The sequence below is a fragment of the Bacillus marasmi genome (genome assembly GCF_902168435.1).
GTDB lineage: Bacteria > Bacillota > Bacilli > Bacillales > Cytobacillaceae > Bacillus_BU > Bacillus_BU marasmi.
Map to the genome: position 1 here is coordinate 1 of NZ_LR656184.1, position 26,656 is coordinate 26,656.

Annotated in this window: 23 protein-coding genes, 11 tRNA genes and 1 rRNA gene; 7 read left to right on the forward strand and 28 right to left on the reverse strand. The window is 40.0% G+C overall.

The window, feature by feature from the left end; translation table 11 throughout:
• The 13 genes from FXW34_RS20415 to FXW34_RS20475 form a co-directional block, all read right to left on the reverse strand.
• Positions 1-131: ribosomal RNA gene (locus FXW34_RS20415) — 16S ribosomal RNA — on the reverse strand; the annotation flags it as partial.
• A gap of 113 nt (positions 132-244) precedes the next feature.
• A tRNA-Gly gene (locus FXW34_RS20420) sits at positions 245-318 on the reverse strand.
• Positions 319-337: 19 nt separating this feature from the next.
• Positions 338-414: transfer RNA gene (locus FXW34_RS20425), tRNA-Pro, on the reverse strand.
• 103 nt (positions 415-517) lie between these two features.
• Positions 518-594, reverse strand: a tRNA-Arg gene (locus FXW34_RS20430).
• Between the two features lie 73 nt (positions 595-667).
• Positions 668-753: transfer RNA gene (locus FXW34_RS20435), tRNA-Leu, on the reverse strand.
• A 62-nt stretch (positions 754-815) separates the two neighbouring features.
• Positions 816-900 (reverse strand) — tRNA-Leu (locus tag FXW34_RS20440).
• A gap of 105 nt (positions 901-1,005) precedes the next feature.
• A tRNA-Lys gene (locus tag FXW34_RS20445) sits at positions 1,006-1,081 on the reverse strand.
• Between the two features lie 9 nt (positions 1,082-1,090).
• Positions 1,091-1,165, reverse strand: a tRNA-Gln gene (locus FXW34_RS20450).
• Positions 1,166-1,183: 18 nt separating this feature from the next.
• A tRNA-Asp gene (locus tag FXW34_RS20455) sits at positions 1,184-1,260 on the reverse strand.
• Between the two features lie 12 nt (positions 1,261-1,272).
• Positions 1,273-1,344: transfer RNA gene (locus tag FXW34_RS20460), tRNA-Glu, on the reverse strand.
• An 11-nt stretch (positions 1,345-1,355) separates the two neighbouring features.
• Positions 1,356-1,446, reverse strand: a tRNA-Ser gene (locus FXW34_RS20465).
• A 7-nt stretch (positions 1,447-1,453) separates the two neighbouring features.
• Positions 1,454-1,528 (reverse strand) — tRNA-Asn (locus FXW34_RS20470).
• Positions 1,529-1,676: 148 nt separating this feature from the next.
• A complete protein-coding gene (locus tag FXW34_RS20475) occupies positions 1,677-2,150 on the reverse strand; it encodes a SprT family protein (protein WP_147535905.1) in 474 nt (157 codons plus the stop codon).
• Between the two features lie 85 nt (positions 2,151-2,235).
• On the opposite strand from FXW34_RS20475, the gene cmpA reads away from it, so the two are divergent.
• Positions 2,236-2,349, forward strand: coding sequence for a cortex morphogenetic protein CmpA (gene cmpA / locus FXW34_RS20480; RefSeq protein WP_147535906.1), 114 nt, complete (start codon positions 2,236-2,238; stop codon positions 2,347-2,349).
• A 24-nt stretch (positions 2,350-2,373) separates the two neighbouring features.
• Here cmpA and FXW34_RS20485 read toward each other — a convergent pair whose 3' ends face one another.
• The 6 genes from FXW34_RS20485 to acpS all read right to left on the reverse strand — a co-directional run bounded on the left by FXW34_RS20485 (position 2,374) and on the right by acpS (position 8,895).
• Positions 2,374-4,575 carry a Tex family protein gene (locus FXW34_RS20485; RefSeq protein WP_187119049.1) on the reverse strand — a complete coding sequence of 734 codons (2,202 nt, stop codon included), beginning with the start codon at positions 4,573-4,575 and terminating at the stop codon, positions 2,374-2,376.
• A 618-nt stretch (positions 4,576-5,193) separates the two neighbouring features.
• Complete coding sequence (gene ndoA, locus FXW34_RS20490) at positions 5,194-5,544, reverse strand: type II toxin-antitoxin system endoribonuclease NdoA (protein ID WP_147535908.1); 351 nt, start codon at positions 5,542-5,544, stop codon at positions 5,194-5,196.
• Positions 5,545-5,548: 4 nt separating this feature from the next.
• The gene (locus FXW34_RS20495; protein WP_147535909.1) at positions 5,549-5,830 is read right to left on the reverse strand and encodes a CopG family ribbon-helix-helix protein; all 282 of its coding nucleotides are present in this window, start codon (positions 5,828-5,830) and stop codon (positions 5,549-5,551) included.
• A gap of 164 nt (positions 5,831-5,994) precedes the next feature.
• Positions 5,995-7,155: an alanine racemase gene (gene alr, locus FXW34_RS20500; RefSeq protein ID WP_147535910.1), complete on the reverse strand. Its 1,161-nt coding sequence runs from the start codon at positions 7,153-7,155 to the stop codon at positions 5,995-5,997.
• Positions 7,156-7,342: 187 nt separating this feature from the next.
• Complete coding sequence (locus FXW34_RS20505; RefSeq protein ID WP_147535911.1) at positions 7,343-8,356, reverse strand: LolA family protein; 1,014 nt, start codon at positions 8,354-8,356, stop codon at positions 7,343-7,345.
• A 176-nt stretch (positions 8,357-8,532) separates the two neighbouring features.
• Positions 8,533-8,895 carry a holo-ACP synthase gene (gene acpS, locus FXW34_RS20510; protein WP_147535912.1) on the reverse strand — a complete coding sequence of 121 codons (363 nt, stop codon included), beginning with the start codon at positions 8,893-8,895 and terminating at the stop codon, positions 8,533-8,535.
• A 185-nt stretch (positions 8,896-9,080) separates the two neighbouring features.
• Here acpS and FXW34_RS20515 point away from each other — a divergent pair, with 185 nt between their 5' ends.
• Complete coding sequence (locus FXW34_RS20515) at positions 9,081-9,821, forward strand: rhomboid family intramembrane serine protease (protein WP_147535913.1); 741 nt, start codon at positions 9,081-9,083, stop codon at positions 9,819-9,821.
• 343 nt (positions 9,822-10,164) lie between these two features.
• Here FXW34_RS20515 and FXW34_RS20520 read toward each other — a convergent pair whose 3' ends face one another.
• The 8 genes from FXW34_RS20520 to FXW34_RS20555 all read right to left on the reverse strand — a co-directional run bounded on the left by FXW34_RS20520 (position 10,165) and on the right by FXW34_RS20555 (position 20,153).
• A complete protein-coding gene (locus FXW34_RS20520; protein WP_187119050.1) occupies positions 10,165-11,616 on the reverse strand; it encodes a PH domain-containing protein in 1,452 nt (483 codons plus the stop codon).
• On the reverse strand, positions 11,609-12,088 hold the full coding sequence (locus FXW34_RS20525; protein WP_147535915.1) for a PH domain-containing protein: 480 nt from the start codon (positions 12,086-12,088) through the stop codon (positions 11,609-11,611). The genes FXW34_RS20520 and FXW34_RS20525 overlap by 8 nt, the downstream gene beginning before the upstream one ends.
• A 262-nt stretch (positions 12,089-12,350) precedes the next feature.
• Complete coding sequence (gene cshA / locus FXW34_RS20530) at positions 12,351-13,808, reverse strand: degradosome RNA helicase CshA (protein ID WP_425457456.1); 1,458 nt, start codon at positions 13,806-13,808, stop codon at positions 12,351-12,353.
• Positions 13,809-14,149: 341 nt separating this feature from the next.
• Positions 14,150-14,836, reverse strand: coding sequence for an alpha/beta hydrolase (locus tag FXW34_RS20535; protein WP_187119051.1), 687 nt, complete (start codon positions 14,834-14,836; stop codon positions 14,150-14,152).
• 388 nt (positions 14,837-15,224) lie between these two features.
• Positions 15,225-16,640: a protoporphyrinogen oxidase gene (gene hemY / locus FXW34_RS20540; protein ID WP_147535918.1), complete on the reverse strand. Its 1,416-nt coding sequence runs from the start codon at positions 16,638-16,640 to the stop codon at positions 15,225-15,227.
• Between the two features lie 59 nt (positions 16,641-16,699).
• Positions 16,700-18,070: a UDP-N-acetylmuramoyl-tripeptide--D-alanyl-D-alanine ligase gene (locus FXW34_RS20545; protein ID WP_147535919.1), complete on the reverse strand. Its 1,371-nt coding sequence runs from the start codon at positions 18,068-18,070 to the stop codon at positions 16,700-16,702.
• 58 nt (positions 18,071-18,128) lie between these two features.
• Positions 18,129-19,208, reverse strand: a complete 1,080-nt coding sequence (locus tag FXW34_RS20550; RefSeq protein ID WP_147535920.1) for a D-alanine--D-alanine ligase — start codon at positions 19,206-19,208, stop codon at positions 18,129-18,131.
• Positions 19,209-19,379: 171 nt separating this feature from the next.
• Positions 19,380-20,153, reverse strand: coding sequence for a hypothetical protein (locus FXW34_RS20555; protein WP_147535921.1), 774 nt, complete (start codon positions 20,151-20,153; stop codon positions 19,380-19,382).
• A 205-nt stretch (positions 20,154-20,358) separates the two neighbouring features.
• Here FXW34_RS20555 and mgtE point away from each other — a divergent pair, with 205 nt between their 5' ends.
• Positions 20,359-21,717, forward strand: coding sequence for a magnesium transporter (mgtE, locus tag FXW34_RS20560; RefSeq protein ID WP_147535922.1), 1,359 nt, complete (start codon positions 20,359-20,361; stop codon positions 21,715-21,717).
• A gap of 28 nt (positions 21,718-21,745) precedes the next feature.
• Entirely contained in the window at positions 21,746-22,651 is a 906-nt protein-coding gene (locus FXW34_RS20565; RefSeq protein ID WP_147535923.1) for an EamA family transporter, read from the forward strand.
• A gap of 1 nt (position 22,652) precedes the next feature.
• On the opposite strand, the gene FXW34_RS20570 is transcribed toward FXW34_RS20565, so the two are convergent.
• Entirely contained in the window at positions 22,653-23,978 is a 1,326-nt protein-coding gene (locus FXW34_RS20570; protein ID WP_147535924.1) for a hemolysin family protein, read from the reverse strand.
• Positions 23,979-24,195: 217 nt separating this feature from the next.
• On the opposite strand from FXW34_RS20570, the gene FXW34_RS20575 reads away from it, so the two are divergent.
• From FXW34_RS20575 to FXW34_RS20580, 3 genes are all read left to right on the forward strand, one after another.
• The gene (locus FXW34_RS20575) at positions 24,196-25,062 is read left to right on the forward strand and encodes an SPFH domain-containing protein (RefSeq protein ID WP_147535925.1); all 867 of its coding nucleotides are present in this window, start codon (positions 24,196-24,198) and stop codon (positions 25,060-25,062) included.
• Positions 25,063-25,074: 12 nt separating this feature from the next.
• On the forward strand, positions 25,075-25,221 hold the full coding sequence (locus FXW34_RS23105) for a type II toxin-antitoxin system antitoxin (protein WP_187119052.1): 147 nt from the start codon (positions 25,075-25,077) through the stop codon (positions 25,219-25,221).
• A 319-nt stretch (positions 25,222-25,540) separates the two neighbouring features.
• Positions 25,541-26,389 carry an undecaprenyl-diphosphate phosphatase gene (locus FXW34_RS20580; protein WP_147535926.1) on the forward strand — a complete coding sequence of 283 codons (849 nt, stop codon included), beginning with the start codon at positions 25,541-25,543 and terminating at the stop codon, positions 26,387-26,389.
• Positions 26,390-26,656: the final 267 nt, after the last annotated feature.

A 26,656-nucleotide genomic window follows, 5' to 3' on the forward strand; every position in this document is an offset into this window, starting at 1 on the left:
CAGGTTGCCCACGTGTTACTCACCCGTCCGCCGCTGACTATCGGGAGCAAGCTCCCTCAAGTCCGCTCGACTTGCATGTATTAGGCACGCCGCCAGCGTTCGTCCTGAGCCAGGATCAAACTCTCCAAGAAAGTTGAGTTGATTTAGCTCATAAAAGTTACGTTGGCTAGTGTTCATAACCGAAGTCAGATACACTAAATTTTGTTTATTGTTGACGTTTGTTTGTTTAGTTTTCAAGGAACAATGGAGCGGGTGATGGGAATCGAACCCACAACAACAGCTTGGAAGGCTGTGGTTTTACCACTAAACTACACCCGCATATTCATATTAAATTAGATGGTCGGGAAGACAGGATTCGAACCTGCGACCCCTTGGTCCCAAACCAAGTGCTCTACCAAGCTGAGCTACTTCCCGATTTAGATGTCAGAGTTCAGATGTTAGATATCAGAATCTTAGAATCGCTTCGAAGCTTTTCTTTCAAACTGACTTCTCACTTCTGATTTCTTACTTCTAGAAATGGCGCGCCCGAAAGGAGTCGAACCCATAACCTTCTGATCCGTAGTCAGACGCTCTATCCAATTGAGCTACGGGCGCATTTGTTAAAATTTAGCAACTTAATTAGTTTAACAGTTTCACAAAACGTTGTCAATACTCTTTTAAATATAATTGGTGCGGCCGAGAGGACTTGAACCTCCACGGGGTTGCCCCCACTAGGCCCTCAACCTAGCGCGTCTGCCATTCCGCCACGACCGCATTATAAAAAGCGACAATCGCAATGATAACACAATTGTTATCCACAAACAACAGGAAATTAATGGTGCGGGTGAAGGGAGTCGAACCCCCACGCCTTGCGGCGCTAGATCCTAAGTCTAGTGCGTCTGCCAATTCCGCCACACCCGCATATGTTAGATGTTAGATGTCAGATATAAGAGGTCAGAATCCCGGTTTCGCTTCGAAGCAAAACACATATTCTAACTTCCAACTTCTGATTTCTCACCTCTAGAATGGTGAGCCATGAAGGACTCGAACCTTCGACCCTCTGATTAAAAGTCAGATGCTCTACCAACTGAGCTAATGGCTCTCAAAAAAATGGCTGGGCTAGCAGGATTCGAACCTACGAATGACGGAGTCAAAGTCCGTTGCCTTACCGCTTGGCTATAGCCCAACATATATTAAATAAAAATGGCGGTCCGGACGGGACTCGAACCCGCGACCTCCTGCGTGACAGGCAGGCATTCTAACCAACTGAACTACCGGACCAAAAACTTAAAGTGACCCCTACGGGATTCGAACCCGTGTTACCGCCGTGAAAGGGCGGTGTCTTAACCGCTTGACCAAGGGGCCGATATATTAAATGGCGGAGAAGGAGGGATTTGAACCCTCGCGCCGGTTACCCGACCTACACCCTTAGCAGGGGCGCCTCTTCAGCCTCTTGAGTACTTCCCCAAATAAATGGCTCCGCAGGTAGGACTCGAACCTACGACCGATCGGTTAACAGCCGATTGCTCTACCACTGAGCTACTGCGGAACAGTATTAATAGAAGCTTTTTGTTAATTTAATATCAACATCATCTTGTCGACTTTATTTATTATAAAAACTTCGACTCGATTTGTCAACACTATTTTTTTCGCACCGAAATCATTATCGTTGCGCGGAATATTAATATAACATCGCTTTAACTGCTTGTCAACTCTTTTACTTTTATTAACTGACCTCTACATTTTCCACAAACATATTTCTCTGTATTGATCGCTCGCTTACGCTTATATACTTGCGAACACGTCTTGCATGCATAAACTAGAATTCTATTTACCGGCTTCGCTTTCTTAGCATTAGGTAATGGAGAGCAAAATCTAGGTGCTTCTACTTGTTTTAATAATTGCCTGAAATCGGGATCTCTGTGTTGATAGCCTTTCCCCTCTAAATGAAGGTGATAATGACATAATTCATGTTTTATGATTCCGTATAACTCAGTTTCTCCAAATTGCTCAAAATATGTTCTATTAACTTCAATATTATGGCTCCCTAATAGATATCTCCCACCAGTAGAGCGTAATCTCGGATTAAAAAGGGCTTGATGTCTGAAAGGTTTCTGAAAAAATTTAATTGATATTTCTTCAACTAATTTCTGCAGTTTTTTGTTATCCAACCAAACACCCTCCTCATCATTGAACATGACAAACTATTATAACATATATTATTTCAAAAGAAATACGATTCGGGAGGTTGTATTTATGCCGACCTGGTTTCAGAAGCAAATGCAACGTGCATTTTATGAAAAAAATCGTTATCAAATAAAGCTATTGAACCAATGCTGGTTTTTATACAGAAAAAAACACCGCTCATAGGCGGTGTTTTTCAGCAATAAATCGTTATTCATTCGGTGGGAGCATTGTTAATGATACTCGACCTTTATTAACATCTACCCCATCGACCCAAACAGTGACAACATCTCCAACCGCAACAATATCTAATGGGTGTTTTACAAAACGATTGCTTAGTTTTGAAATATGGACTAATCCATCTTGTTTAACCCCGATGTCAACAAATGCACCAAAATCAACGACGTTTCTTACAGTTCCTTGTAGCTCCATCCCCGCTTTTAAATCTTCAAGCTGAAGGACATCTTTTTTGAGCAATGGTTTTGGCAGTTCGTCACGAGGATCCCGCTCTGGTCTCATTAATGCTTCAACGATATCCTGCAAAGTCAATTCTCCGATTTGCAGCTCTGCTGCCGTTTGTTTGATATCGAGTCTTGATAAAGCAGCTTTCAATTCTTCACTGCCTAGGTCAGCAGTTTTGAAACCTAAACTAGAAAGTAATTGCTTAACCTCTTTGTAGCTTTCTGGATGGATACCAGTTCGATCTAATGGATCCTCTCCATCGACAACCCGTAAAAATCCAATTGCTTGTTCATATGTTTTCGCGCCGAGTCGCGGTATCTTTTTCAATTGACTGCGGCTTGAAAATTTACCTTCCTCTTCGCGCTTTTTAACAATATTATTTGCAACGGTTTTTGATAAACCCGCTACATACTGAAGCAGCGATGATGAGGCAGTATTAACGTTAACTCCTACTTGGTTAACAGCAGTTTCTACGACAAAAGTTAATGATTCAGACAGTTTCTTCTGTGATACATCGTGCTGATACTGTCCGACCCCAACCGATTTCGGATCGATTTTCACCAATTCAGCTAATGGGTCCTGCAAACGGCGCGCGATAGAAACGGCACTTCTTTCTTCAACTTTAAAATCAGGAAATTCCTCACGAGCCAAGTCTGATGCAGAATACACACTTGCTCCCGCTTCATTAACGATAAGATAGAAAATCTCTTCAGTCATCTCTTTTAATATATCTGCGACAAACTGTTCTGTTTCACGAGATGCCGTCCCATTTCCAATCGCAACCATTTCAATTTTATATTTTTCTAAAATAGAAATGATTTTTTCGCGCGCTTCCTTTGTCTTTTTCACAGGAGGATGTGGATAGATCACATCGATTGCTAACACTTTACCCGTTTCATCCACTACCGCTAGCTTACAGCCCGTCCGATAGGCTGGGTCTACCCCAAGCACAATTTTCCCCTTCAATGGTGGTTGAAGCAGCAGATTGCGCAGGTTTTCCGAGAAGATGTGAATCGCTTGTTCCTCAGCTTTTTCGGTAAGCTCATTGCGGATTTCTCGCTCAATCGATGGTTGAATCAGACGCTTGTATCCATCCTCAATTGCTTCTGTAACTAGTTTCTCACTTATAGCATTATGTTTTTTAATCCACTTTTTCAGTAAATAATTCAAGATTGCGTCTACGTTTGGCTTAACAGCAACTCGTATGATTTCTTCTTTCTCGCCACGATTAACTGCTAAAACACGATGCGGAACGATTTTTTGAACAGGTTCTTCATACTGATAATACATTTCATAAACATTCTTCTCGTCTTTTTCCTTATCTTTTACGGAAGTTTCTATTAATCCATGTTTAAAGGTTTCCTGACGAATCCATTTGCGGCTTTCCGGATCATCCGAAACCCATTCAGCGATAATATCTTTAGCTCCAGCTAAAGCATCCTCAGCAGACAGGACTTCTTTTTCCTCTGACAGGAATTCACAAGCTTTTTCTTCAGTGTCCCCCGTTTGTGGAAATGTCATCAGCCATTCCGCAAGTGGTTCTAAGCCCTTTTCCTTGGCGATAGTAGCTTTCGTACGGCGCTTTTGTTTATACGGACGGTATAAATCCTCAACTTCTTGGAGTTTAGTAGCTCGTCCTATTTGAACCTGGAGTTCAGGCGTTAATTTGCCTTGTTCATCTATTAAACGGATAACCTCTTCCTTCCGTTGTTCTAGGTTTTGTATGTATTGCCATCTTTCAATAATGTCTCGTATTTGAACTTCATCTAATGCGCCAGTCATTTCTTTTCGATATCGCGCCATGAATGGAACAGTATTACCCTCGTTATGAAGATTGATGACACTGCGAACTTGGGTTAATTTTAACGCTTGCTCCGTGGCAATTTGTTTAATAAATTGCTCTTGTTTATCGATAATTTGTTCCAATCGTATATCCTCCACATTCTTCATTTTTCCATTAGGATTATTATCTATTGTAGCAAATTTATACGTTGGTTTGCATTGAGGGCACTTATATTGAGGTATTGTGAGGTGTTTTTAGAAAAAATCTATCTTTTGTGGGGGAAAATCATTATTTTTTTATAAAAATTACAGATTTTTAATACAAAATAGCAGATTTCTATAAAAAAGTCTGGATTTTAGGCCATTTCATCTTAATCGGGAACCAATATTTGCACAAGATTACTGCGATATGCACATGAAATTGTGGGTATGATCTATTTGAAAAAATATATGATACAACTTTTCCGATATATGCACGACTTTTCAAATATATGCACAACTTTTTAGAGACACTGCGAATATATGCTCACGAAAACCTTGATATGCACACAAAAAACCATATATGCACATCCCGCCCTTTTATGCACAGCTCTCAAACCTCGACAACTAACAACCAATCAACTACTAATCCTAACCCCCCCTCGCAAACAATAAAAAAGACAAACCTGCTTGGAGGCTTGCCTTGTGCCGAATCTTTATGTAAAGAAGCGACAAACAAAAGTTCGTCCTTCTCTTAAAAACTTAATAAAAATAAAATCATGACAGAATAACGGTGAATCCTTTTTACTAAAATTCGATGAGTCCTAAACTTACTTGTAAGGCATCATCAACTTTATCCATCATTTCATCATCAAGATGGGTAATTTTGTCAGTTAAACGTTGTTTATCGATAGTACGAATTTGTTCTAGTAGAATAACCGAATCACGTTCGAAACCGTAACGCTTCGCATCAATTTCAACATGGGTAGGCAGCTTTGCTTTTTGGATTTGAGCTGTTATTGCTGCAACGATGACTGTGGGACTGAACCGATTCCCGATGTCGTTTTGAATGACAAGCACAGGACGAACGCCGCCTTGCTCTGAGCCAACAACTGGGGAAAGGTCTGCAAAATAAACGTCACCACGTTTCACAATCAAGAGATTACCCTCCGCTAACTAGGCGTTCTACTGTGTGTTCTGCCTCATATTCCGCTTGAAACATTTCCGAAGCTATTGTTAGATTTATTTTGGCCATTTCCATATAGCCTCGTCTCATCGACTCACGAATCTGCCTTTTTTTTCGCTCGCGAAGATACATCTTCGTGGCTTGATAAATAAATTCACTACGATTAACGTTTTCCTGTTTTACAAAACCATCCAACTCGGTTAAAAGATGTTGCGGTAATTTTACCAATATCTCTGTTGTTGCGCTGGATTCAGACACAAACATACACCTCCACCATCACTACACACCATTTTATCTCTATCCCTTTTATATATTACCACTATTTATCCAGAAAGCAAAGGCTATTCAGTTTTCACTTGAATAATCTATCAGAAAAATAATTTATTATACACCTGTATCATTATTACCTATTAAATAGCTTTTTAGTCGGCAATTGCATTATATACATCTACTGTTTTTCCATTGCGTTTATAGATACGTGGTACACGATTCGAGATAATGCAAGGAATCTCGTAGTTAATCGTTTCCGCGCGAGCTGCAATCTCATTTACGGATATTACTTCATTAACTTGTTCACCTATTAACGTTACCTGTGTTCCAACAGGGTATTCATGAGGCAGCAAAATCATGCATTGATCCATGCAGATTCGTCCAACAATCGGCATTCTAATTCCATCGATTAGCACTTCTTGGCCTTGCAGCTTTCGAATCCATCCATCAGCATATCCGATTGGAATCGTACCAATCCATTCATCCTGTTTCGCTTCATAAGTGGCACCGTAGCTTACTTTATCACCTTTATGGAGTTTTTTCACATGAATTAGACACGAATGCAGTGAAAATACTTCCTTTAATGGATACGGCAGCTCCGGCTCTATCTCAGGTGATGGAGTTAAGCCATACATCGAAATTCCCATGCGAACTGCATTAAAATTAGCTTCCGCAAATCTTAATGATGCTGCACTATTACTACAATGAATGTATTTTGGCTTTTCTTTTAACAAAGAGACCATTTCTTGAAAACGGGCAAACTGTTGATAAAAATAATTAGTATCAAGCTCATCCGCAGTTGAAAAATGCGTAAAGACTCCTTCTAATTCAAGCCTATTATCGTCTAAAATTAACTTTTCTAAAGCTTCCAAGTCATCACTCTCTCGGATGCCAATTCGTCCCATACCTGTATCTAGCTTAACATGAAGTTTTAGCTGGTCTGTTTCATTAAGAACGGCTTGTGCTTCAGTTAGCCAGTTTGATTGAAAAACAGTTAAGGTGATTTTATGATTGGCAGCAATCCGAACATCTTGCGGTCGGCTGGCACCTAATACTAAAATTGGTGCGGTGATTCCTTTTCTTCTTAACGACAATGCTTCATCCAGAAAAGCCACAGCTAAATAGGTTGCACCTGCTGAAAGAGCTGTATTAGAAATTTGCACATCACCATGACCATATGCATTTGCTTTCACAACCGCAATGATCTCTACATATGCGGGTAGGTGGTTCCTTAATCCTTCGACATTTGCTTTAACTCGGTCTAAATCAATCTCAGCCCAAGTATCCCGATAAAAAAAACCTTGCTCTTCCACGCCATTCACTTCCTCTTACATTAACCCTTTAACGTAATGGGGGACAGTCCCCCAATGCGTTAGTGCATTGAAATGTTCTATTGTTGATTATCGAACTCCTTAGTTTTAATGTCAATGAAAACTTTATGGTTTAAACTTCGTTAAAAAACAGGCTCGGAATGTGCGAGCCTGTTGATTAATGTCTTGTTTATTTCACAGCATTTCCTTGTACGGTGCGGGCAACCTCCGCCATTTCTTCAGGTGTTAAATCATTCGAAGCAATCGTATAATCGACGCCTTCGTATGTCCAAGTAATGTGATTATCTGCTAATGCACCAATTGTAAAGCCAAGATCGACTGGCTCGCCAATCATTGACGCCGCCGAAGCTGTTGCTGGCATGATTTCTGCCTTCTCCTCAACTAATGTAAATGACTTATCTCCATCATACGTTAAGACAACACGTTTACCGTTTTCTGTTTTAATCTCTTTTTCACTTACAAGGCTTACTCCCGGAATGTCTGCTTCTGGATATTTAACCGAAAACGACTTATCCTTAACATCCCCCATTACCGGTACCTCAAGTTGAGCGCCTGTCATGTTCTTTTGCATATCGAAATCCTTTTTATCAAAACTTGCATCGAATTTTACTTTAGTAAATTTTACGGTTACTAAAGCATTTCGGTCAGAGTCCATTACCTTCACACTTACAGGTGATAAATCCTTTTTATTAATAGTTATTTCCTGAAGTGGAAGCATTTTATTATTTTGATAGCGAGTTTTTGTTTCAAATACAAAGTGATCCTTTGTTGCAGTAAATTTCGCATTTTTATCTTCTATAATGTCCTTGATTAATGATTCGTATAAATATGCCTGGCTGCTATTTTGTGGCCAATCGCTCTGGAAGCGGAAGCTTTTATTAAGTGCCGGCGTTAACACAAATACACCTTCATCATTGCGGAGAATCATCTGACTTTGATCTTTTTTAGCATTTTTTAAGTTTACCCGATAAAAGGAAGGATCCTTATGCCAAATCTCCACGTCATAGGTTTGCGGTTCCGTTCCCATTTGCAGTGTCATTTGGGCATCAGCCTTGTAAGCAGCTAGTTTCCCCAATTTCCCATCTAATTCTTTAACAACATCTTGCTGTGATTTTTGACCACAAGCCGCCAATACCACAACCATTAAAAGCCCGGCGAGAAGCAACAACCAGCTTTTCCTCATGTCTTCAACCCCTTCTGTCTCATTTCTTCAAGAAATAGAGAGCAAGCCCGGAATTAAACAGGGACGCTATAGACTAATGCTTAACGCCCGTGTTCCCGCCGCCTAGCCTTGTCTCTCCTATCGCACTATGAATATATGAGACAACCATGAGGAATATGACGGGGATGATGACAAGCTTATTGATTTTCCCAACCTTTTTCAATAACCACTTGAGCAACCGCATATTGTTCGCTATGCGAAATTGACAGATGGACCCCCTTCGAAAAGGGCTTTACTATATATGGCTTTCCAAATTCATCGACATGCAATTCAATATCCAAAAATGAAAGCTGCCCTATTCCTGACCCAACCGCCTTGGAAAAGGCCTCCTTCGCCGCAAACCGTCCCGCTACATATTCAACCTTGCGTTTCTCCGATAAAGTAATAAACCGATCCTTTTCGTGCGGTGTAAGCACACGATCAATAAATTTTTGTTGCCGATTCATTAGCTCTTTTATACGGTGAAGCTCAACAATGTCTATTCCAATACCTTCAATCATTTGGTCTCTTCCTTCTATATATAGTCGTTTACGCATAGATTAGCTACAAACAAAGAACAAGCTGTCTAATACATTAATTTTCCGGATAATGTTATGATGAAAATAAAGCTTGAGTTACAACTACATTTCTTTTCACATTGAAAATAATAAATAACATGCTTATATCAATCTCCAAGGAGGACATTATGTTTTTTAGAAATGAAAGCTTCCAGCAGTTTATCCGCTATTATCCGATAGTCACTGCTATTATACTCATACATGTTTTGTTATTTCTAGTCACCAATCTTCCCTTCTTTCCCGGTAAATACATCTTTTCCGTATTGGCCGGAGTGAACCTGTATATTTCCGAAGGAGAACTTTGGCGCTTTGTAACACCGATGTTCCTGCACGGTGGTTTTGCCCATATGTTATTTAATAGCTTTTCACTCGTTTTATTTGGACCAGGCTTGGAGCGGATGCTTGGAAAGTTTAAATTTTCTGCCCTTTATTTAGCTGGTGGAGTGCTTGCGAATATCGCAACCTACTTTGTCAATCCGCTTTATTATACACATGTCGGCTCAAGCGGTGCGATTTTTGCGTTATTTGGCTTTTATATCGCCATTATCGCCTACCGAAAGCATATGCTGTCACAACAAAATTCACAAATCATCTTAACCATTACTGTGATTGGTGTGATAATGACCTTCCTTCAGCCAAACATTAATATCACCGCTCATATTTTCGGTCTTATTGCTGGCTTCTTAATTGGAAGTATCGCTTATTATGATAATAAAAATAAATCCAGCTTCAACCTTGGATCATCTGGAAGCAGAGGAATGGGTAAACTAACACTTCCCAAGCTTAATCTACGCTCTGTCCCACTTGGAAAGCTCATCATCTGGGGAATCATTGCCCTCCTAGCAATTGTAGGATTCATCACACGATGATCATAAAAGAGGCTGGGACAGAACTAAAATGTCCGCTATTAAAACCGAATGATTTTTATGTAGGTATGAGAATAAATAAGCGGAGAAATTCCCGTTATTGTACGTGAGGGGGGCTAATTGAGCTGAAATAAGCGGAGAATTTCCGCTTAACTACTCCTACAAAGTCAATATCCGGTGATTTTAATGAAATAAGCGGAAAAACTCCCTTTATTCTTAACGAAATATGGGCATTTCCCAAAATAAGCGGAATTCTTCCGCTTATTTTCAAGAACAAAAAAATCGAACTACTGGGAAATTCAAAGTTAGAATCTCCCAGCATAGTTCGATTTTTTTGCTAAAATACTTATGCCCTAGCCGCTTTTTGTTCGTATGAATACCAGCGATAGATTTGGTCAGCGTGCTCCTGTTCAATATCAACCACTTTTCCGTGCGAGCCCCCAAACCCAGCAGCCACTGTAGCCTTTATGGAAGCTAAATTCTTTCTTGTTTGCAAAAAGCTTTCTTGTTGCTCAAGCGCCTGTACTTTTTTCTTTTTTAAAAAAATCATATTTTTATCTATTAACCGATATTGGAGTGTTAATTGATCGTCAGTTATGTTCCAGCCAGCATCACGGTGTCTCAAGTATTGCAGAACCGATATAGGTAATAAAATCAACACCGATAACCATCCCCACACAGGAAAGAAACCAACAGCTATTGCGATAACTGGTACTGGGATTAGGACACCCTTCAGGATATATCTTAGTAAAGCTCGCTTTGGTGCCCCTTTTAGGGCGACGTCCAACTGATATTCCGGAAACTGCCTCTGTAAAATCCCTTCAATATCTTTTCGCTTCACTAATGGAAGCAACATGAATTTAGTAATACCGTCTTGTTCATTTAAGCCGCCTCCGGCATTTTCTAAGTATACCGTTGCATAGCCTAGCGGTTGCCGTAGTATATTTTGCGAAATTCGAATCGCCTGAATTCGCTTAAACGGAATGGTTACCTGCCTTTTTTCAATTACTCCCCTTGAAATGATTAAGTCCTCTCCGCTTTTCACAACTTTAAAATCAGCATATTTCAGCATCATACTGATTAAAGCGACTACCCATACAAAAATAAACACAATAAAAACTAAAATGCTGACAAAAACCATTCCATTCGTAATGATATCCTCAAAGCGGTGGAACAATTTTTTATAAGGAATCATTTGACTAAATTGAGCTGCAAAGGCGATTATCGCCGAGATAATCATCCCCACACCCCCAGAAGTGGCGGCTAAAAGAAAAAGTTCCTTTGGAGCGATCTTATAAATCACAATCTCTGGCTGAGAAGTATTTACGTTTTCACTTCCAGCACTAATTCCTCCATTTTTCGCTTCCGCAATAATCGTCTGAATTCTGACCGCTTCTTCCTTTGTAATGGCGACTAGCTCTCCCTCAGCTTCAAGGGCATCAGCTTTTGCTGCGGTATCAATGCTCAATTTGACCAAACCAAAAGGGCGATGGAGGATCCCCTCTGATTGATTTAAGCTCTGAATTCGTTCAAACGGAATATAACGCTTCTTTTTTACAAAAACGCCTGATTCTATGCGTAGTTCATTTTCTTCAATTCGATATGTATAACGAAACCATGTTAATAATCCAGAAATCAATGCGAAGATGACAAAACCAAGTGGAATGAATAAAGTACTCCATTCCTTCATTCCCCCTCCGAAGACGGTTGAAGCAATAATTGGAAAAATCATTTCCTTTAATTGCTTGAAAAATGAAGTGATAGCAGCAATTGGATGAAGTCGTTTCGGCTTAGACATCTTCATCAGCCGTCCTTGTCAATTTTCCAATATAATAGCGAAGTTCCTCCGCTTCAGCTAAATCTAATGCTGGAATCTCATGGACTGTAGCTGCAGTTGATATTTGAACGGAAGCTAAATTATATTTTTTTAAAATTGGTCCTTGGTTTGTATCCACGTGTTGAACACGAATCATCGGCACTAATGTTCTTTTTGTAATGATGACCCCTTGCTGGAGCTCTATTTCTGTTTCTCTTACCTCGTAGCGCCATCTGTTCCACTTCAATCTTGGCCACAACCAAATAGAAAAATAAGATAATAGCAATGCCGGAGCCATTGAAATCAGGTTAATCCAAATTGGCCAATCGAAAATAATTGATAGTGGAATGGTGCTTCCTCCAAGCAAGATTAAAACAACGGCTGTAATGATACCATGAATTTTCCATGCCTTTAATGCTCGCTCAGAAATTCTTGTCTGAGGTTCTCTAATCAATCATATCCCTCCTAGTGTTTATTTATTTAAAGGTAGTGTTAGATTTAGGATGTTGATTTCCGCTCCAATCAACATAGCAAAAATCAAAACTTTGCATTAACATAACTTCTTAAAATAGGCATCATACAAATTATTACAAGAGACTTAACGTTTACCACCATAGTATACAGAACATTGTCTAAAATTGTAATATTTTTCCACGCAATTTTACAAACCATAAAAAAAGCTGTTGAGAATTCTCAACAGCCTCTGTTAATTGTTATTAACGGAATGTCTTTGATGGCTTCGAATCGCGGTGATGTGTGCGTTTTGCACCAGTGCGATGATTCGGAGCACCTTTTTTGCGATTGTAATCATTGCCACGACGGTTGTCCCCACGCTCGTAAGGCTTCCGTTCCCGCTTTTGTGGTAATGGTGTTTCTTCTGTTAATTTGACTGGAGTCGTATCTGGCTCCTTCGTTAACATTTTTAAAACAGCGGCAACCACAGTGCTTGGATCTTGTTGATCAAGAAGCTCATCAGCTGCTTGCTTGTAATATTGTAAATTATTCGCTTCGATTGTTTGCAGGATTTTTTCAACAACAGCCTTTTGTTGTCCTTCAAGCGCTTGGTCCAATGTTGGCGGAACCAACTTTTCCATTTTCTTCTTAGTCGTTCTTTCTACGACACCTAAGTAAGATTTTTCGCGGTGAGTTACAAACGTCATCGCCATACCAGTTTTTCCAGCACGACCTGTTCGGCCGATACGGTGAACATAACTTTCTGGATCCTGTGGAATATCAAAATTATATACATGAGTGACCCCGGAAATATCTAAACCACGTGCTGCAACGTCTGTTGCAACAAGCACGTCGATTGATCCCTCTTTAAATTTACGTAACACGGATAGGCGTTTTGCTTGGCTTAAATCACCATGAATTCCTTCCGCCATATAGCCACGCAAATTAAGCGCTTCTGATAATTCATCAACACGACGCTTTGTGCGACCGAAAACGATGGCAAGCTCCGGTGATTGTATGTCTAACAATCTTGTCAACACATCAAATTTGTTACGCTCTTGAACTTCAACATAAAATTGTTCAACAGACGATACAGTAACTTCTTTCGTTTTCACCCGAACGATTTGCGGGTCTCTCATAAACGTTTCGGCGATTTTTTGAATTGGCGCTGGCATAGTTGCTGAGAATAGCAAGGTTTGACGCTCAGTAGGAATCTGCGCCAAAATTGCTTCAATGTCCTCAATAAAGCCCATGTTTAGCATTTCATCTGCTTCATCAAGAATGGCTGTTTGCACACTGTCAAGACGAAGTGTTTTACGATTAATATGGTCGATTAAACGACCTGGAGTTCCCACAATAATATGGGGATTCTTTTTCAAAGCACGAATTTGGCGATTAATATCCTGTCCACCGTAAATTGGCAAGACGCGCACTCGCTTTCCGTAGCCAATTTTGTAAAGCTCTTCCGATACTTGAATCGCTAGTTCCCGTGTTGGCGCGACAACAATTCCTTGAATCGCATCAACGTCCTTATTAATTTTTTCAATAAGCGGGATACCGAATGCAGCCGTTTTCCCCGTTCCTGTTTGTGCTTGGCCAATTAAATCCTTGTTCTCTAAGCTTAACGGGATCGTCTGCGCCTGAATTGGTGTTGCTTCCTCAAAACCCATTTTTTTTATTGATTTCATCATTGCCGGGCTAAGGCCCAAATCTTGAAACATTGTCAATTTATTCAATCTCCTTTTATTCCATCAATCATGTATAGTTTCATTTCTTAATTATTGTTATATAAGCTTTTTTAATTTGAACGCGAATATTTTTCTCAAAAAAAGACATTCTCCAAAAGGATCATGTCTGGTTGTTAGCATTTCGCCCTAGTACTTTGATGATAATCTTAACACTTTAGCGTAGTAAATGCAATTAATTGGATTTGGGACCAAACTGTGGATTTTACGATTATCACAGAAAATAATTGATTATTTCACGATAATTTGTCGAAATCAGGATGGATTTTGTCAAAATAATTAGAAATATTTTTTCTCTTTTTAGTACTAAATCAGGGTTATTTTTGCAAAAATAAAAAAACTTCCCTAAACAACTTTTCACGTTCTTCACTGTGACAAATGAGGTGCTTGGCATTTTGATAAAAAATGAGCCGTTTTTGCTCGGCGCCTATGTTTGAATACAAATATTCAGCGCTTTTCGGTGGGACGATGCCATCACATTGACCTTGGGCGATGAACGTAGGACTATTGATTCCGCTCAATAACGGCCTTACCTTTGTGACTAATGTTCGGAACTGAATTGTTGCGCTGAGCGGTGTCTGAGTTATTTTTCTTTTATAACGGAGGAATAGCTCATTATCCGTTATTTTGCCCTTAAAAGAATCCTTGATGATTTCTTTAATATCAAGTACCAGCTGCTTAGGGTTAACATAATAGGCAGCCGCACTCAATAAGACCAATTTATCAATTGGATAGTTTGCCGCCAGATAGCTGGCAATTAAACCTCCCATTGAAAAGCCAATAACATAGATGGTATCGCATTTTTCCATCAAATCACGGAGCGCTAGGTCAGCATGCTCGATCCACTCTTTGTAATGAACCCCTTTTAAATTCAAGTTATCACCATGACCAGGTAAAGTCGGCACAGCAAAATGCCAATTTGTCCGTTCCTGTAAAAATTGAACTAAAGGTGCCACTTCAAACGGTGCCCCAGTAAAACCATGAATACATAAACAACCGATCATGAACATCACCACCAAAATCGTAATGAATGTAAATATCCCATTAGTGTAATTTTACCATATCTATGCAAAAAACGGCTTATCCTTGTGATAAGCCGCTTTAATATTTATTTGCGGACATAGGAGCCGTTATTTGTGTCAAAACCTGCTTCTTCTCGGTCGTAGCGGACATTGAAATCACCGGCATCATCCGCTAGCGGACATAGGAGACGCTATTTGGGCCAAAATCAGCATCTTCTCGGTCGTAGCGGAAATTGAATCCGCTATTTGCCCAAAATGCAGATTAGTTTGCATGATTTTGACTAAATAAGGGCGCTGGTGTCCGCTAAACTCTTAAAACAAGGCATTTGACTCCAAATAAGGGACTCTGTGTCCGCTCAAAATCAGGATTTTATTGTTGAAGGAAATCAAGAACCTTGCTGACTGCACCTTTTCCTTGGGAGATGCAATCCGGTATTCCCACCCCTTCAAACGAGCTACCGGCGAGGTATACACCAGGTAATTCTGCCGCGAGAGAAGATTTGACCTTTGCCATCCGTTCCTTATGGCCAACGGTATATTGCGGCATCGATTTATTCCATCTTGTAATGACATGGAATAATGGTTCTTCCGTAATATTCATCGTCTTGTTTAAGTCAGTCAGAACTAGCTTCACAATTTCTGCGTCACTCATATTTACTGCTGCTTGGTCATCCGGTTTTCCAACATAGCAACGCAACAACGCCATTCCTTCAGGGGTAGAGCCTGGCCATTTTTTATGCGTCCAAGTACAAGCAGTAATACGGAAATCGCTATTGCGAGAAACAACAAAGCCTGAACCATCAATATCCTTCTTAATAGCGGATTTCGGAAAAGCCATTGCCACATTCGCAACCGAAGTGGCTGGCATTGCTTTAAAAACATCCATAAATGAATACTTTGACAGCATTTGCTGCGCGTGGAAATGGTCGGTGGCAACAATCACACTATCAGCCATTTCTACGCTTCCATTAGCTAAGGTCACCTGATATCCATCGTTATGCTGCGCAATTTCTGTAACTCCTGTTCCTTTTACAATCGAACCAGCTAAGCGCTTCTCCAATTGAATGACAATCTCTTCAAGTCCTGTCGTCAAAGAGATAAACATCCCTTTTCGAGCTGGCTGCTTTTTCGCCCCTCCGGCAGGCTTAGGCGGCTTTGGCATTGTTTTCTTTAAACCAACCACGAGACTGCGGTGCTCCTGTTCCATTTCATAAAAGTTCGGAAATAGCGACATTAAGCTTAAATTATCAATATCACCCGCATAGATGCCCGCCAATAGTGGCTCAATTAAATTTTCGACCACTTCATTTCCCAGTCTTCTTCGGAAAAATCCCCCCAAAGATTGGTCTGTTTGTGGCGCACCTTTCGGAAGCACGAAATCGGCTGCTGCCCGTAGCTTCCCAAGTGGTGAAAATAAGCCAGAAACTGCAAACGGAGTTACTCTTGTGGGGATCCCCATGAAAGAGCCTTCTGGCATTGTATGTAATTTTCCTTTAACGAGTATATACGATTTTCCGGCCGTGTTTGAGATAACCTTGTCCTTTAAGCCGAGCTCTTCAATTAATTGAATGCCGCTCGTTTTCCGAGCAATAATTGAATCAGGGCCTTTCTCAATGACAAAGCCATCCTTTTTAACCGTTTGAATCACACCGCCGACACGGTCACTCGCCTCGATTAACAACACCTCAATCGGAAGTGACTTCTGAGCTGCTTCCTTCTGTAAGTAATAAGCGGCCGATAGACCTGTAATCCCTCCACCAACAACAATTACTCTCTTTTTATCCATGCTGCTCACTCCCTCAAACTTTATCGCTCTAAAGCGATGGGGGACTGTCCCCCATCGCTTTACTGCAGTGCAGTGACGATTTCTTCTAGTTTCATTCCGCGCGAGGCTTTGATTAAGATTAGTGTGTCTTGTTTTGTGCATTTTATTAATTCTTTAGTAAGTTCATTTTTATCTATAAAGGCTTTGACTTGTTCATTCCGAAGAACGGTCCGTGCCCCTTCGGCAATCTTGAGGCCGAGCTGCCCATATGTGAATACATAGTCAATTTCCTCTGGATCAACCATTGCCCCAACCTCTTGATGGAATTTCACTTCATCGGGACCGAGCTCAAGCATATCACCTAGAACGAGGATTTTTTGTCTATAGCCTTCTAGATTATTAATTAGCTCAATCGCAGCTTTCATTGAAGTAGGACTTGCGTTATAGGCGTCATTAATAATCTTTATACCGTCCCGCCCATTAATAAGCTCCATTCTCATATTCGTGAGCTTTAAGGAAGCAAAACCTTCATTCATTTTCTCAAAAGGAACGTCATAATGATGAGCTACCAGCATCGCAGCTAAAGCATTTAGAACATTATGTGTTCCTAAAACAGGCAAAGTAAATTCCTGATTAATCCCATTAACCGTAAACACATTCCCTTCTGCAGATGGAATGATGTTTTCCGGATAAAGATCGTTCATATCATTTCGTCCAAATGTTTTAACATTCCCCTGATAGTTCAGCAAGCGTTCACGCAATAATGGCTCATCACCGTTATAAACGACTAAGCCATCAGCCTGAATACCAGAAATGATCTCAAGCTTAGCTTCTGCAATTCCGGCACGGGAACCAAGGTCAAGCAAATGGGATTCACCTATATTCGTGATCATAACTGCGTTTGGTCTCGCTAATTGAGTTAAGAACTCTATTTCCCCGCGGCTACTCATACCCATTTCTAGTATGGCAATATCCGTATCCTCATCAAGATTTAACACGGTTAAAGGCAAGCCAATATGATTATTAAAATTGCCCTCTGTTTTTTGCACCTTATACTTGAGGGACAACAAATTAGCAGTGATATCCTTAGTCGTTGTTTTACCATTGCTTCCTGTAATACCGATTACCTGGAGCTTCGGCAATTGATTCCGATAGCTTCTCGCTAATTCCTGAAGAGCAACGAGTGTATCTTCGACAACGATAACAGGTAAATGAAGTGGTGGATTAGGAACATCCTTTTGCCATAACGCTGCGGCCGCACCTTGTTGTAGTGCTGCTTCAACGTATTGATGTCCATCAGTTTTCTCACCTTTAAAAGGAACAAACAAATTCCCCTTCGTAATTTTACGAGTATCAATACAGACTCCCTGAATTTCAATAGACCCGATAGCACTAACATCGTTTTCAATTGAAATCATTTTTTCTATTTGCGCGATCGTCCTTTGAATCATGCGCTAATTAACCCCCTGCTAATACTTTGTAGGTTTACAAAGAAACCATTCTATCAACCTACATTGTATAACGTATTCTTTGCTTTTCTGCGTGTCTTTCTTGAGCGAGCTCAACAAGCTTCTCAATCAGCTGCGGATAAGCAATTCCGGTTTCGTTCCATAAAAGCGGGAACATACTTACCGGTGTAAAACCAGGCATTGTATTCACTTCATTAATGAGCCATTTACCATCTTGAGTTAAGAAAAAGTCTGCACGAACTAATCCTGAACAATCAAGCGCTTTAAACGATCCAATCGCTAACTCCTTCATTTCAGCGTACTGCTCCGCAGAAATCTCGGCTGGGATAATCAAGCCTGTACTGTTATCCTCATATTTTGCTTCATAATCATAAAAGGATGTCTTTGGAATAATTTCACCAGCAACTGAGCATTGCGGCTCATCATTACCCAACACAGCGATTTCAATTTCTCGTGCAGTAACTCCTTGCTCGATAATGATTTTTCGGTCAAACTGAAACGCTTCGTTGAACGCAGCCTCAAGCTCTGCACGATCAGAACATTTGCTAATGCCCACGCTCGAGCCAAGGTTTGCAGGCTTAACAAAGCACGGATAACCAAGCTTTTCTTCCACGTTAACGTAAGCAGACTCCTTAGCCTTCTCCCATTCGCTACGAATAAACCAAACATAATCTACTTGGGCTAATCCAGCTTGTGCGAAGATGTTCTTCATCACCACTTTATCCATCCCAGCCGACGAGGCCAACACCCCATTACCAACATATGGGATATTCAATAGTTCAAGTAAGCCTTGAACCGTTCCATCTTCACCGTTCGGTCCATGTAGTAATGGAAAAACTGCATCAAGCGGTGTAAGCTGTCCATCCACTTCCGCTTGAAAAAGCTGCGGTGAAAGCATCCCTTCTCCTGCTTCAGGTGTGGAAAAAGCTAACTCATTTACATTTTCAACTGGTGCGAATAGCTGAGGCCCTTTAATCCATTGCCCCTGCTCGGTTATGTATATTGGAAAAATATCAAATTTGCTTAAATCAAGAGCTTTAATTACTGCCATTGCCGTCCGCATCGAAACTTTATGTTCTGCAGATTTACCACCGTATAACAATCCTAATTTTGTTTTCATTCTTAAACCTCCATTTTATCAGGTCATACCCATATATTTTACCACTTTATCATTAAAGGTGTTCATTCATTTTCCATTCATTACTATTACTGTATGTAGTATTTAGCTTGGTTCAACCCTGGAAAAATTAACACGACAAATAAGCGGTCGCCCAAACGACCGCACCAACTATTATGTAGTGAGGGACCACTCCCTTGTTTTTTTCTCAAAAACGAGCTTCGCATCACATTTCTCATATTTCATTTGCGCGTATTCATCAAACATATCATCCATATTATCAAAATCACCAATGACCCATATTGGTATCTCAATCCGGACTCGGTTTTGCTGAACATTTCTTAATGAAAAAACAATACCTTCCCGCATAAACTTGGTGAGCGATAATATGATATCTAAATTCACAGGTGGATAGGTGCGTTTTTTTCTGAGGCCAATCATAGTCTTTTCCAGCTTCAGTTCAGAAAGCTTGATTGGCAGAACCTCTCCAAGCATTCTGTAAAAATCATTCATTTGCCGAAAATAAGTTTTCGTAAACCAACCATCATCTCGTGATAAATACACGAAGCGGTTTCCTAATTTGTTATAAAACGGCACCCGTAAATGCTGTTTTAAATGTCCCAAATAAAGCAATTCAGCTATTTCAGTTCCAGATAGTTCATCTAAGCCATCAATTTCTTCAAAATCAATCCAACAGAAATCCCCGTAGCCATAAATATTATCAACTACTAGCTTACTTAATCGCTCCCTAGGAACGTACTCTAGCTGAGTATGGCGATTGAATTCACCATCCTCAAAACGATGCTTTAATAACAATAAGTGATTTAGAGTACGCGGTAAGGACTGGGCAAATTCAGCAAATTCTACTCCGTAAGAAATGACGTATTGACCACTATCATTTAAATGAAAATATACTAAATCGCGAATTTCTTGATGATTCCGTTTCAATGTATTAAACCCTCCCTACCCCATCGACTCTACAAGAAAAGACAGTCTGTACCCAGCTGCCCCTCCTCATACCTCTTCGAACAATATTATCTTTATATATTTTAGCAAAAACAGCGAAAAATATCTTATATTGCTATAAAATTCTTTATAATGAAAGATGGGAAGTTCGGAAATCGAAGTATACGGCGGAAGGAGCGTGAGTGAAATGATTATGAACTTGACACAAGAACAAATTATTGAGCAAATGATCAACACTTTAGTAAAAGAAAACAAACAGGAATTTGAAGAAATTGTCGAAGAACTCCAGCCGTATGATATTGCCCAAATTTACGATGATTTACCTGAAGAGCACAAAACACGATTTTTGCTCTTTTTAAATATCGACCTTCTTGCCGATGTCATCCAGGAGTTAGACAAAGATGATCAAATTGAAGTATTAAATAAAATTGGGCTAGAAAAGAAGGGCAAAGTCCTTGATGAAATGGACAATGATGACTTAGCCTCCCTTCTCGAAGACCTTGCTCCTGAAAAGATGCGCGCGCTTCTTTCAGGAATGAAAAAAGAGGAATCTAAAGCCGTTCAGGACATTATGAATTATCCGCCGGAAACGGCAGGAAGGATTATGACCAACCGATTCGTTTGGATTCGCAATTATTTTACAGTCCGCGAAGCGGTCGACAAACTGAAAACCTTTGCTGAATATGCTGAAACAATCAATTACTTATATGTCATCGATCAAAAGCGAAAGCTAGTTGGTGTTGTTTCTTATCGGGATTTATTAATTGCTGAACCTGGTGAATTAATCCGTGATATTATGTTTGAACGCGTCATTTCCGTTACGGTTTCAATGGACCAAGAGGAAGTGGCGACGATAATTGAACGCTACGACTTTTTGGCCATTCCAGTTGTCGATGAGGAAAACACTTTACTCGGGATTGTAACTGTTGATGATATCATTGACGTTTTTATTAAGGAAGCAAATGAAGATATCGAAAAACTATCGGCTTCAGGTAAAGCGATTGATTTTGATACAAAGGCAATTGTTGCAGCTTCTAGGCGTTTACCATGGTTGATTTTATTATTATTCATCGGGATTGTCTCAGGTAAAATTATCAGCGGCTATGAGGATACGATCGAAAAGGTCGTCGCGTTGTCCTTCTTTATGCCGATGATAACCGGAATGACTGGAAACACCGGTACACAATCGTTAGCAGTAGTCGTTCGTGGACTCGTTTCAAAGGATATCGATAAAAAGGTCATCACAAAGCTTATATTCCGCGAGCTGCTTGTCGGCATCATCATTGGTGTGATATGCGGGATTTTGATAACGTTGATTGCGTTCTTTTGGCAGGGAAACCCGTTTCTAGGGGTTGTGGTTGGCTCCTCACTTTTATTGGCGCTGATTATCGGCACATTGGCTGGTACTGTCATTCCGTTAATCCTATATCGCTTGAATATCGACCCTGCGGTTGCATCCGGCCCGCTCATTACAACCTTGAATGATATCTTTTCATTAATTACTTACTTTGGAATTGCTAGCACCTTCATTAAGCATTTAATGTAGGTTTTAAGATAAGGAGCTTAATAAGACTATGGGGAAAAGCAAGTACGCAATTTTGATTTTTTTAGGGGCCTGCAGCTACGGTATTCTCACCGCAGTCGTCAAGGTTGCGATTCAAGCGGGCTATTCTGTCCAAGAAATCACCGGAAGCCAATATTTATTTTCATTTTTGGCCCTCTTAATCCTGCTTCCCTTTTTCCAACGGAAAGCACTTACGAAGAAGCAAGGACTACAGCTTATTTTGACTGGTAGCTTTTTAAGCTTAACAGGCCTTTTTTACGGATTAAGCCTTAAAGAAAATCCAGCCTCTGTATCGGTGGTACTCTTATTTCAATTCACTTGGATTGGGATTTTACTCGAAGCTTGTGCCGAAAAACGATGGCCATCACCTGAAAAATTAATCGCAATCGTGTTCCTGCTAATTGGAACGGGGTTTGCTGGTCAGTTTTCGCTCGTTGGAATACAGAAGCTTGAGAGCACCGGGGTCGTTTACGGATTATTAGCCGCATTAACATATGCTTTGTTTATCTTTTTTACTGGAAAGGTAGCGACGGAGCTACCAGGTTTACAGCGAAGTACATATTTAACCTTTGGGGGATTATTGCTTGTCCTTATTACAAGCTCTGGTGGTTTTATCACGAGTGGGGTCATTTTTAATGGATTATGGAAATACGCCTTGATTACCGGCTTCTTTGCCGTATTACCAATTATTTGCTTTGCGTTCGGGTCTCCGAAGCTAGACTCAGGGCTTGCAACCATCGTTAGCTCTGCCGAATTGCCCGCCTCTATCGTCGCAGCTTTATTAATTTTACATGAATCCTTTAGCACAACCCAACTATTCGGAATCATATTAATATTAAGCGGGATTTTCATATCACAATTCCCATTTCAGCTTGGTCGCAAAAAACATTGTACAAATGAAATACTAAACCGGTGAGCTAAGCTTCACCGGTTTTTTCTTGTTCAACTTCAGTTTTGATCTTCTGGACCTCAACATATAGGATATGATGTCCGTCCGACTCGATCACTTTAAATTCAAAGCCTTCAAATTCGACTGTATCTTTTAATTTCACATTATACTTTTGGGTTAAAATCCAGCCGCCTAGCGTATCAACGTCGTCATCAGGGATATGTGTCGCTAATAAGTCGTTAACATCCTCGATTAATATTTTTGCATCAAAGATGTAATGCTGATCCGCAATCTTCCTAATTAACGGAATTTCGTCTTGATCAAATTCATCGCGAATTTCCCCAACAATTTCTTCCAAAATATCCTCAACTGTCACTAGGCCTGCTGTTCCACCATACTCGTCTAGTAAAATCGCCATATGATTGCGTTCTTTTTGCATTTTTACCAACAAATCATGAATGGGAATCGTTTCAATCACTCGAATAACCGGCTTAATATAGGGCTCAATTGAAAAGTCCTCCGCATTAACGTTTAGACTTGCTGTTAAAAGCTCCTTAATGTTAATCATCCCGATAATATTATCCTTATCTCCTTCAACAACAGGGTAACGGGTAAATTTCTCTTCACTAATGACAATAAACATTTCTTCGAGTGATGAGCTTTTATCAATTGCCACAATCTCCGTACGGGGCACCATAATCTCCTTGGCAATTCGATTATCAAATTCAAAAATATTATTCACATAGCTATATTCTGATTGATTAATTTCTCCTTGCTCGTAGCTTTCGGACAAAATAATCCGCAGCTCTTCCTCGCTATGAGCAATTTCATGCTCTGTTGCGGGCTTCAAGCCAAATAACCCTGTGAATAATCGTGCTGACGTATTAAGTATCCAAATAAACGGGAAAAGAATTTTATAAAACAAAATCAAAGGCTTTGAAAAAATCAAAGTAATACCTTCTGCTTTTTGGATTGCAAAAGATTTGGGAGACAGCTCTCCAACAACAACGTGCAAAAACGTAACGATGGCAAACGCAAATCCTAATGACAGCAAATGGCTAACCGATTCATTTAAGGCTAATTGATCAAACAACGGGCGTAGCATTACCTCAAATGTTGGTTCACCTAGCCACCCAAGACCTAACGCAGTAATCGTTATCCCTAACTGGCATGCTGATAAATATTCGTCTAAATGAGTAATAACCTTCTTTGCGGCAACAGCACTTCTATTCCCTTCAGCAATTAGCTGGTCAATTCTACTCGAGCGCACCTTGACAATGGCAAATTCCGATGCCACAAAAAATGCCGTTAGTGCGATTAATAAAGCGATAAGCGCTAGGTTTAATAATTCCAATGAAGGGTCCTACTTAAACAAGTAAGACATTCACCTCCTTAGCCGAAAAAACTTAAAGATATGGACAGGTAAATATAAAAACTCAATACATTCATTATTTCCATTATAGCAAAAAAAAATGGGCGTGATGGTTTCCTTAAATGATTGCCAATTTAATATTAAAGTGATATCATATTAGTATCAAAATAATTTCATTTTGAAATGGAGCGTGATCGTTATGAAAGAGAAAGACATCTTTAGAGTGAACGGTTTTGTCGGGGTTGCTTTTGAATTAATTTTAGTGGTTGCGGCCGGATTTTTATTTTGGCAATTCACTCTTTATCAAAACCCAGCAATGATCATCGGCTTTATCATCCTTGCTCTTATTGCTACCGTCTTAGCTACTGGCTTTACGATTATCCAACCTAATCAGGCAAAGGTTTTCACCCTGTTCGGTTCGTATTTAGGCGTTATTAAAAAAGAAGGCTTTTGGGTATCCATCCCACTTACTTTACGGAAAAACGTATCTTTACGAGTGCTTAATTTTAACAGTGATAAATTAAAGGTAAATGATTTAGAAGGAAACCCAATTGAGATTGCAGCAGTTGTTGTTTATAAAGTTGTTGATTCGGCAAAAGCAGTCTTTGACGTTGAAGATTATCGTGGTTTCGTTCACACTCAAAGCGAAACTGGCTTACGTCATATCGCAAGCCAATATCCTTATGACAACTTCAACAATGATTACGAAATTTCACTTCGTCAGCATTCTGACGAAGTCGGTGATGAATTAACTCGCGACCTACAACGTCGCCTCCAAGTTGCCGGCGTTGAAATCATTGAAGCTCGAATCATGCACCTTGCTTACTCAAGCGAAATTGCCCACTCTATGTTACAGCGCCAACAAGCTCGTGCTGTCCTTGCCGCTAGAAAGGTTATTGTCGATGGAGCAGTTTCGATGGTAAAATCAGCAATAGACCAATTAAGCAGTGAAGGCGTTGTCGAATTAGACGAAGAAAAGAAAGCCCAAATGGTCAACAACCTAATGGTGGCGCTTGTTTCCGATAAAGGAAATCAGCCTATCGTAAATACAGGCAGCATTTATTAAGGTCGTGATGGTGTGGCTGAAAAAAAGAAATTTTTGCTTAGAATTGACCAAAAAACTTATGATGCTCTTGAAAAATGGGCAAGCGATGAGCTTCGAAGTGTAAATGCCCAAATCGAAATTCTCCTAAAAAAAGCGATTAAAGATTCCGGGCGAAAATAAAGCGGACGCGGCTCGCCCATGGGCAACAGGCACAAGACGAACCGGCTATAATGGCGCAATTTTCCATTATGGACGGATTGGCTTGTGACCCCGAGCCCCTAGCCGCTGGAGCTAGTAATCGTCTATTCGAATGCAAATGAAGGTGGCCAGTTTATCGGTCACCTTTTTCATTTTTTTGTTAAACCTATTTTACCGGAAAGGGTTCTTTTCCCCCCTCTATGTAAGGTATAATCATAACTAGTTGTGAAAAAAAGGACAATAAAATTTGAATTATGGTGGAAGCACCGCTTCAAAAAATATAAGGAGATTATTTGAATCTATGGAATTACTAACGATATTAAAAGCGATTATTCTCGGTCTCGTTGAGGGACTCACTGAATTTGCTCCCGTTTCATCAACTGGTCATATGATTATTGTTGACGATATGTGGCTCAAATCAGTGGAATTTTTAGAATCCAAATATGTTGCCAATACGTTTAAGGTTGTCGTTCAGCTCGGTTCGATCTTAGCGAGTGTGATTTTCTTCAAGGATCGCTTCATAGAGATGCTCGGCTTGGAACGATGGCTAAACAAGAAAAATTATCAGGTTCATAAAGGACAAGGCAATCGTTTAAAACTAACTCAAGTGATCGTCGGCTTAATTCCCGCTGGTGTTCTTGGAGTATTATTTGAAGACTATATCGATGAGTATTTATTTTCAACCGAAACGGTGTTAATTGGATTAGTGCTAGGTGCTATTCTGATGATTATTGCTGACCTATTTGGTGGTAAACGCCCTAAGGTCCATACAGTCGACCAAATCACCTATAAGCAGGCTTTTTCGATTGGATTAATTCAATGTTTCTCTCTTTGGCCAGGCTTCTCGCGCTCCGGTGCGACCATTTCAGGTGGGGTACTACTTGGTTTGAATCACCGTGCTGCAGCTGACTTTACTTTTATTATGGCTGTGCCTATTATGGCAGGTGCAAGCTTTATTTCCTTATTGAAAAACTGGGAATACTTCACAATTGACGCTTTGCCGTTTTTCCTAGCCGGTTTCATAAGTGCCTTTGTATTCGCTTATGTATCCATTAAGTTTTTCTTAAAGTTAATCAATAAAGTAAAACTCATACCGTTTGCCATCTACCGAATCATCCTAGCAGCGGCTATCTACTTCATATTTTTATAAAAAACAAAAGGCTGAGACATAAGTATTTCAGTTAAACAAAAAACCGAACTATTAGGATATTCTAACTTAGAAATTCCTAATAGTTCGGTTTTTTTATTCCTTTTTCCAATAGGCACTACACTGAAATAACGGTTATTTCATACTTTGATGCGTTAACCCGAATGTTGATTTCGCTGTGTTTGCAAATAAGCGTAAGAATTCCGCTTATATTGGGAAATACCCATATTTCCTTAAAAATAACAGGAGTTTTTCCGCTTATTTCATAAA

What these genes read in the sequence shown, in the direction of transcription:
- cmpA (WP_147535906.1), top strand. Translation starts at nt 2,236, where the DNA reads ATGCCGACCTGGTTTCAGAAGCAAATGCAACGTGCATTTTATGAAAAA.
- FXW34_RS20485 (WP_187119049.1), bottom strand. Translation starts at nt 4,575, where the DNA reads ATGAAGAATGTGGAGGATATACGATTGGAACAAATTATCGATAAACAA.
- FXW34_RS20505 (WP_147535911.1), bottom strand. Translation starts at nt 8,356, where the DNA reads ATGAGGAAAAGCTGGTTGTTGCTTCTCGCCGGGCTTTTAATGGTTGTG.
- acpS (WP_147535912.1), bottom strand. Translation starts at nt 8,895, where the DNA reads ATGATTGAAGGTATTGGAATAGACATTGTTGAGCTTCACCGTATAAAA.
- FXW34_RS20515 (WP_147535913.1), top strand. Translation starts at nt 9,081, where the DNA reads ATGTTTTTTAGAAATGAAAGCTTCCAGCAGTTTATCCGCTATTATCCG.
- FXW34_RS20520 (WP_187119050.1), bottom strand. Translation starts at nt 11,616, where the DNA reads ATGTCTAAGCCGAAACGACTTCATCCAATTGCTGCTATCACTTCATTT.
- cshA (WP_425457456.1), bottom strand. Translation starts at nt 13,808, where the DNA reads ATGTTTCAAGATTTGGGCCTTAGCCCGGCAATGATGAAATCAATAAAA.
- FXW34_RS20535 (WP_187119051.1), bottom strand. Translation starts at nt 14,836, where the DNA reads ATGATCGGTTGTTTATGTATTCATGGTTTTACTGGGGCACCGTTTGAA.
- hemY (WP_147535918.1), bottom strand. Translation starts at nt 16,640, where the DNA reads ATGGATAAAAAGAGAGTAATTGTTGTTGGTGGAGGGATTACAGGTCTA.
- FXW34_RS20545 (WP_147535919.1), bottom strand. Translation starts at nt 18,070, where the DNA reads ATGATTCAAAGGACGATCGCGCAAATAGAAAAAATGATTTCAATTGAA.
- FXW34_RS20550 (WP_147535920.1), bottom strand. Translation starts at nt 19,208, where the DNA reads ATGAAAACAAAATTAGGATTGTTATACGGTGGTAAATCTGCAGAACAT.
- mgtE (WP_147535922.1), top strand. Translation starts at nt 20,359, where the DNA reads ATGATTATGAACTTGACACAAGAACAAATTATTGAGCAAATGATCAAC.
- FXW34_RS20565 (WP_147535923.1), top strand. Translation starts at nt 21,746, where the DNA reads ATGGGGAAAAGCAAGTACGCAATTTTGATTTTTTTAGGGGCCTGCAGC.
- FXW34_RS20575 (WP_147535925.1), top strand. Translation starts at nt 24,196, where the DNA reads ATGAAAGAGAAAGACATCTTTAGAGTGAACGGTTTTGTCGGGGTTGCT.
- FXW34_RS20580 (WP_147535926.1), top strand. Translation starts at nt 25,541, where the DNA reads ATGGAATTACTAACGATATTAAAAGCGATTATTCTCGGTCTCGTTGAG.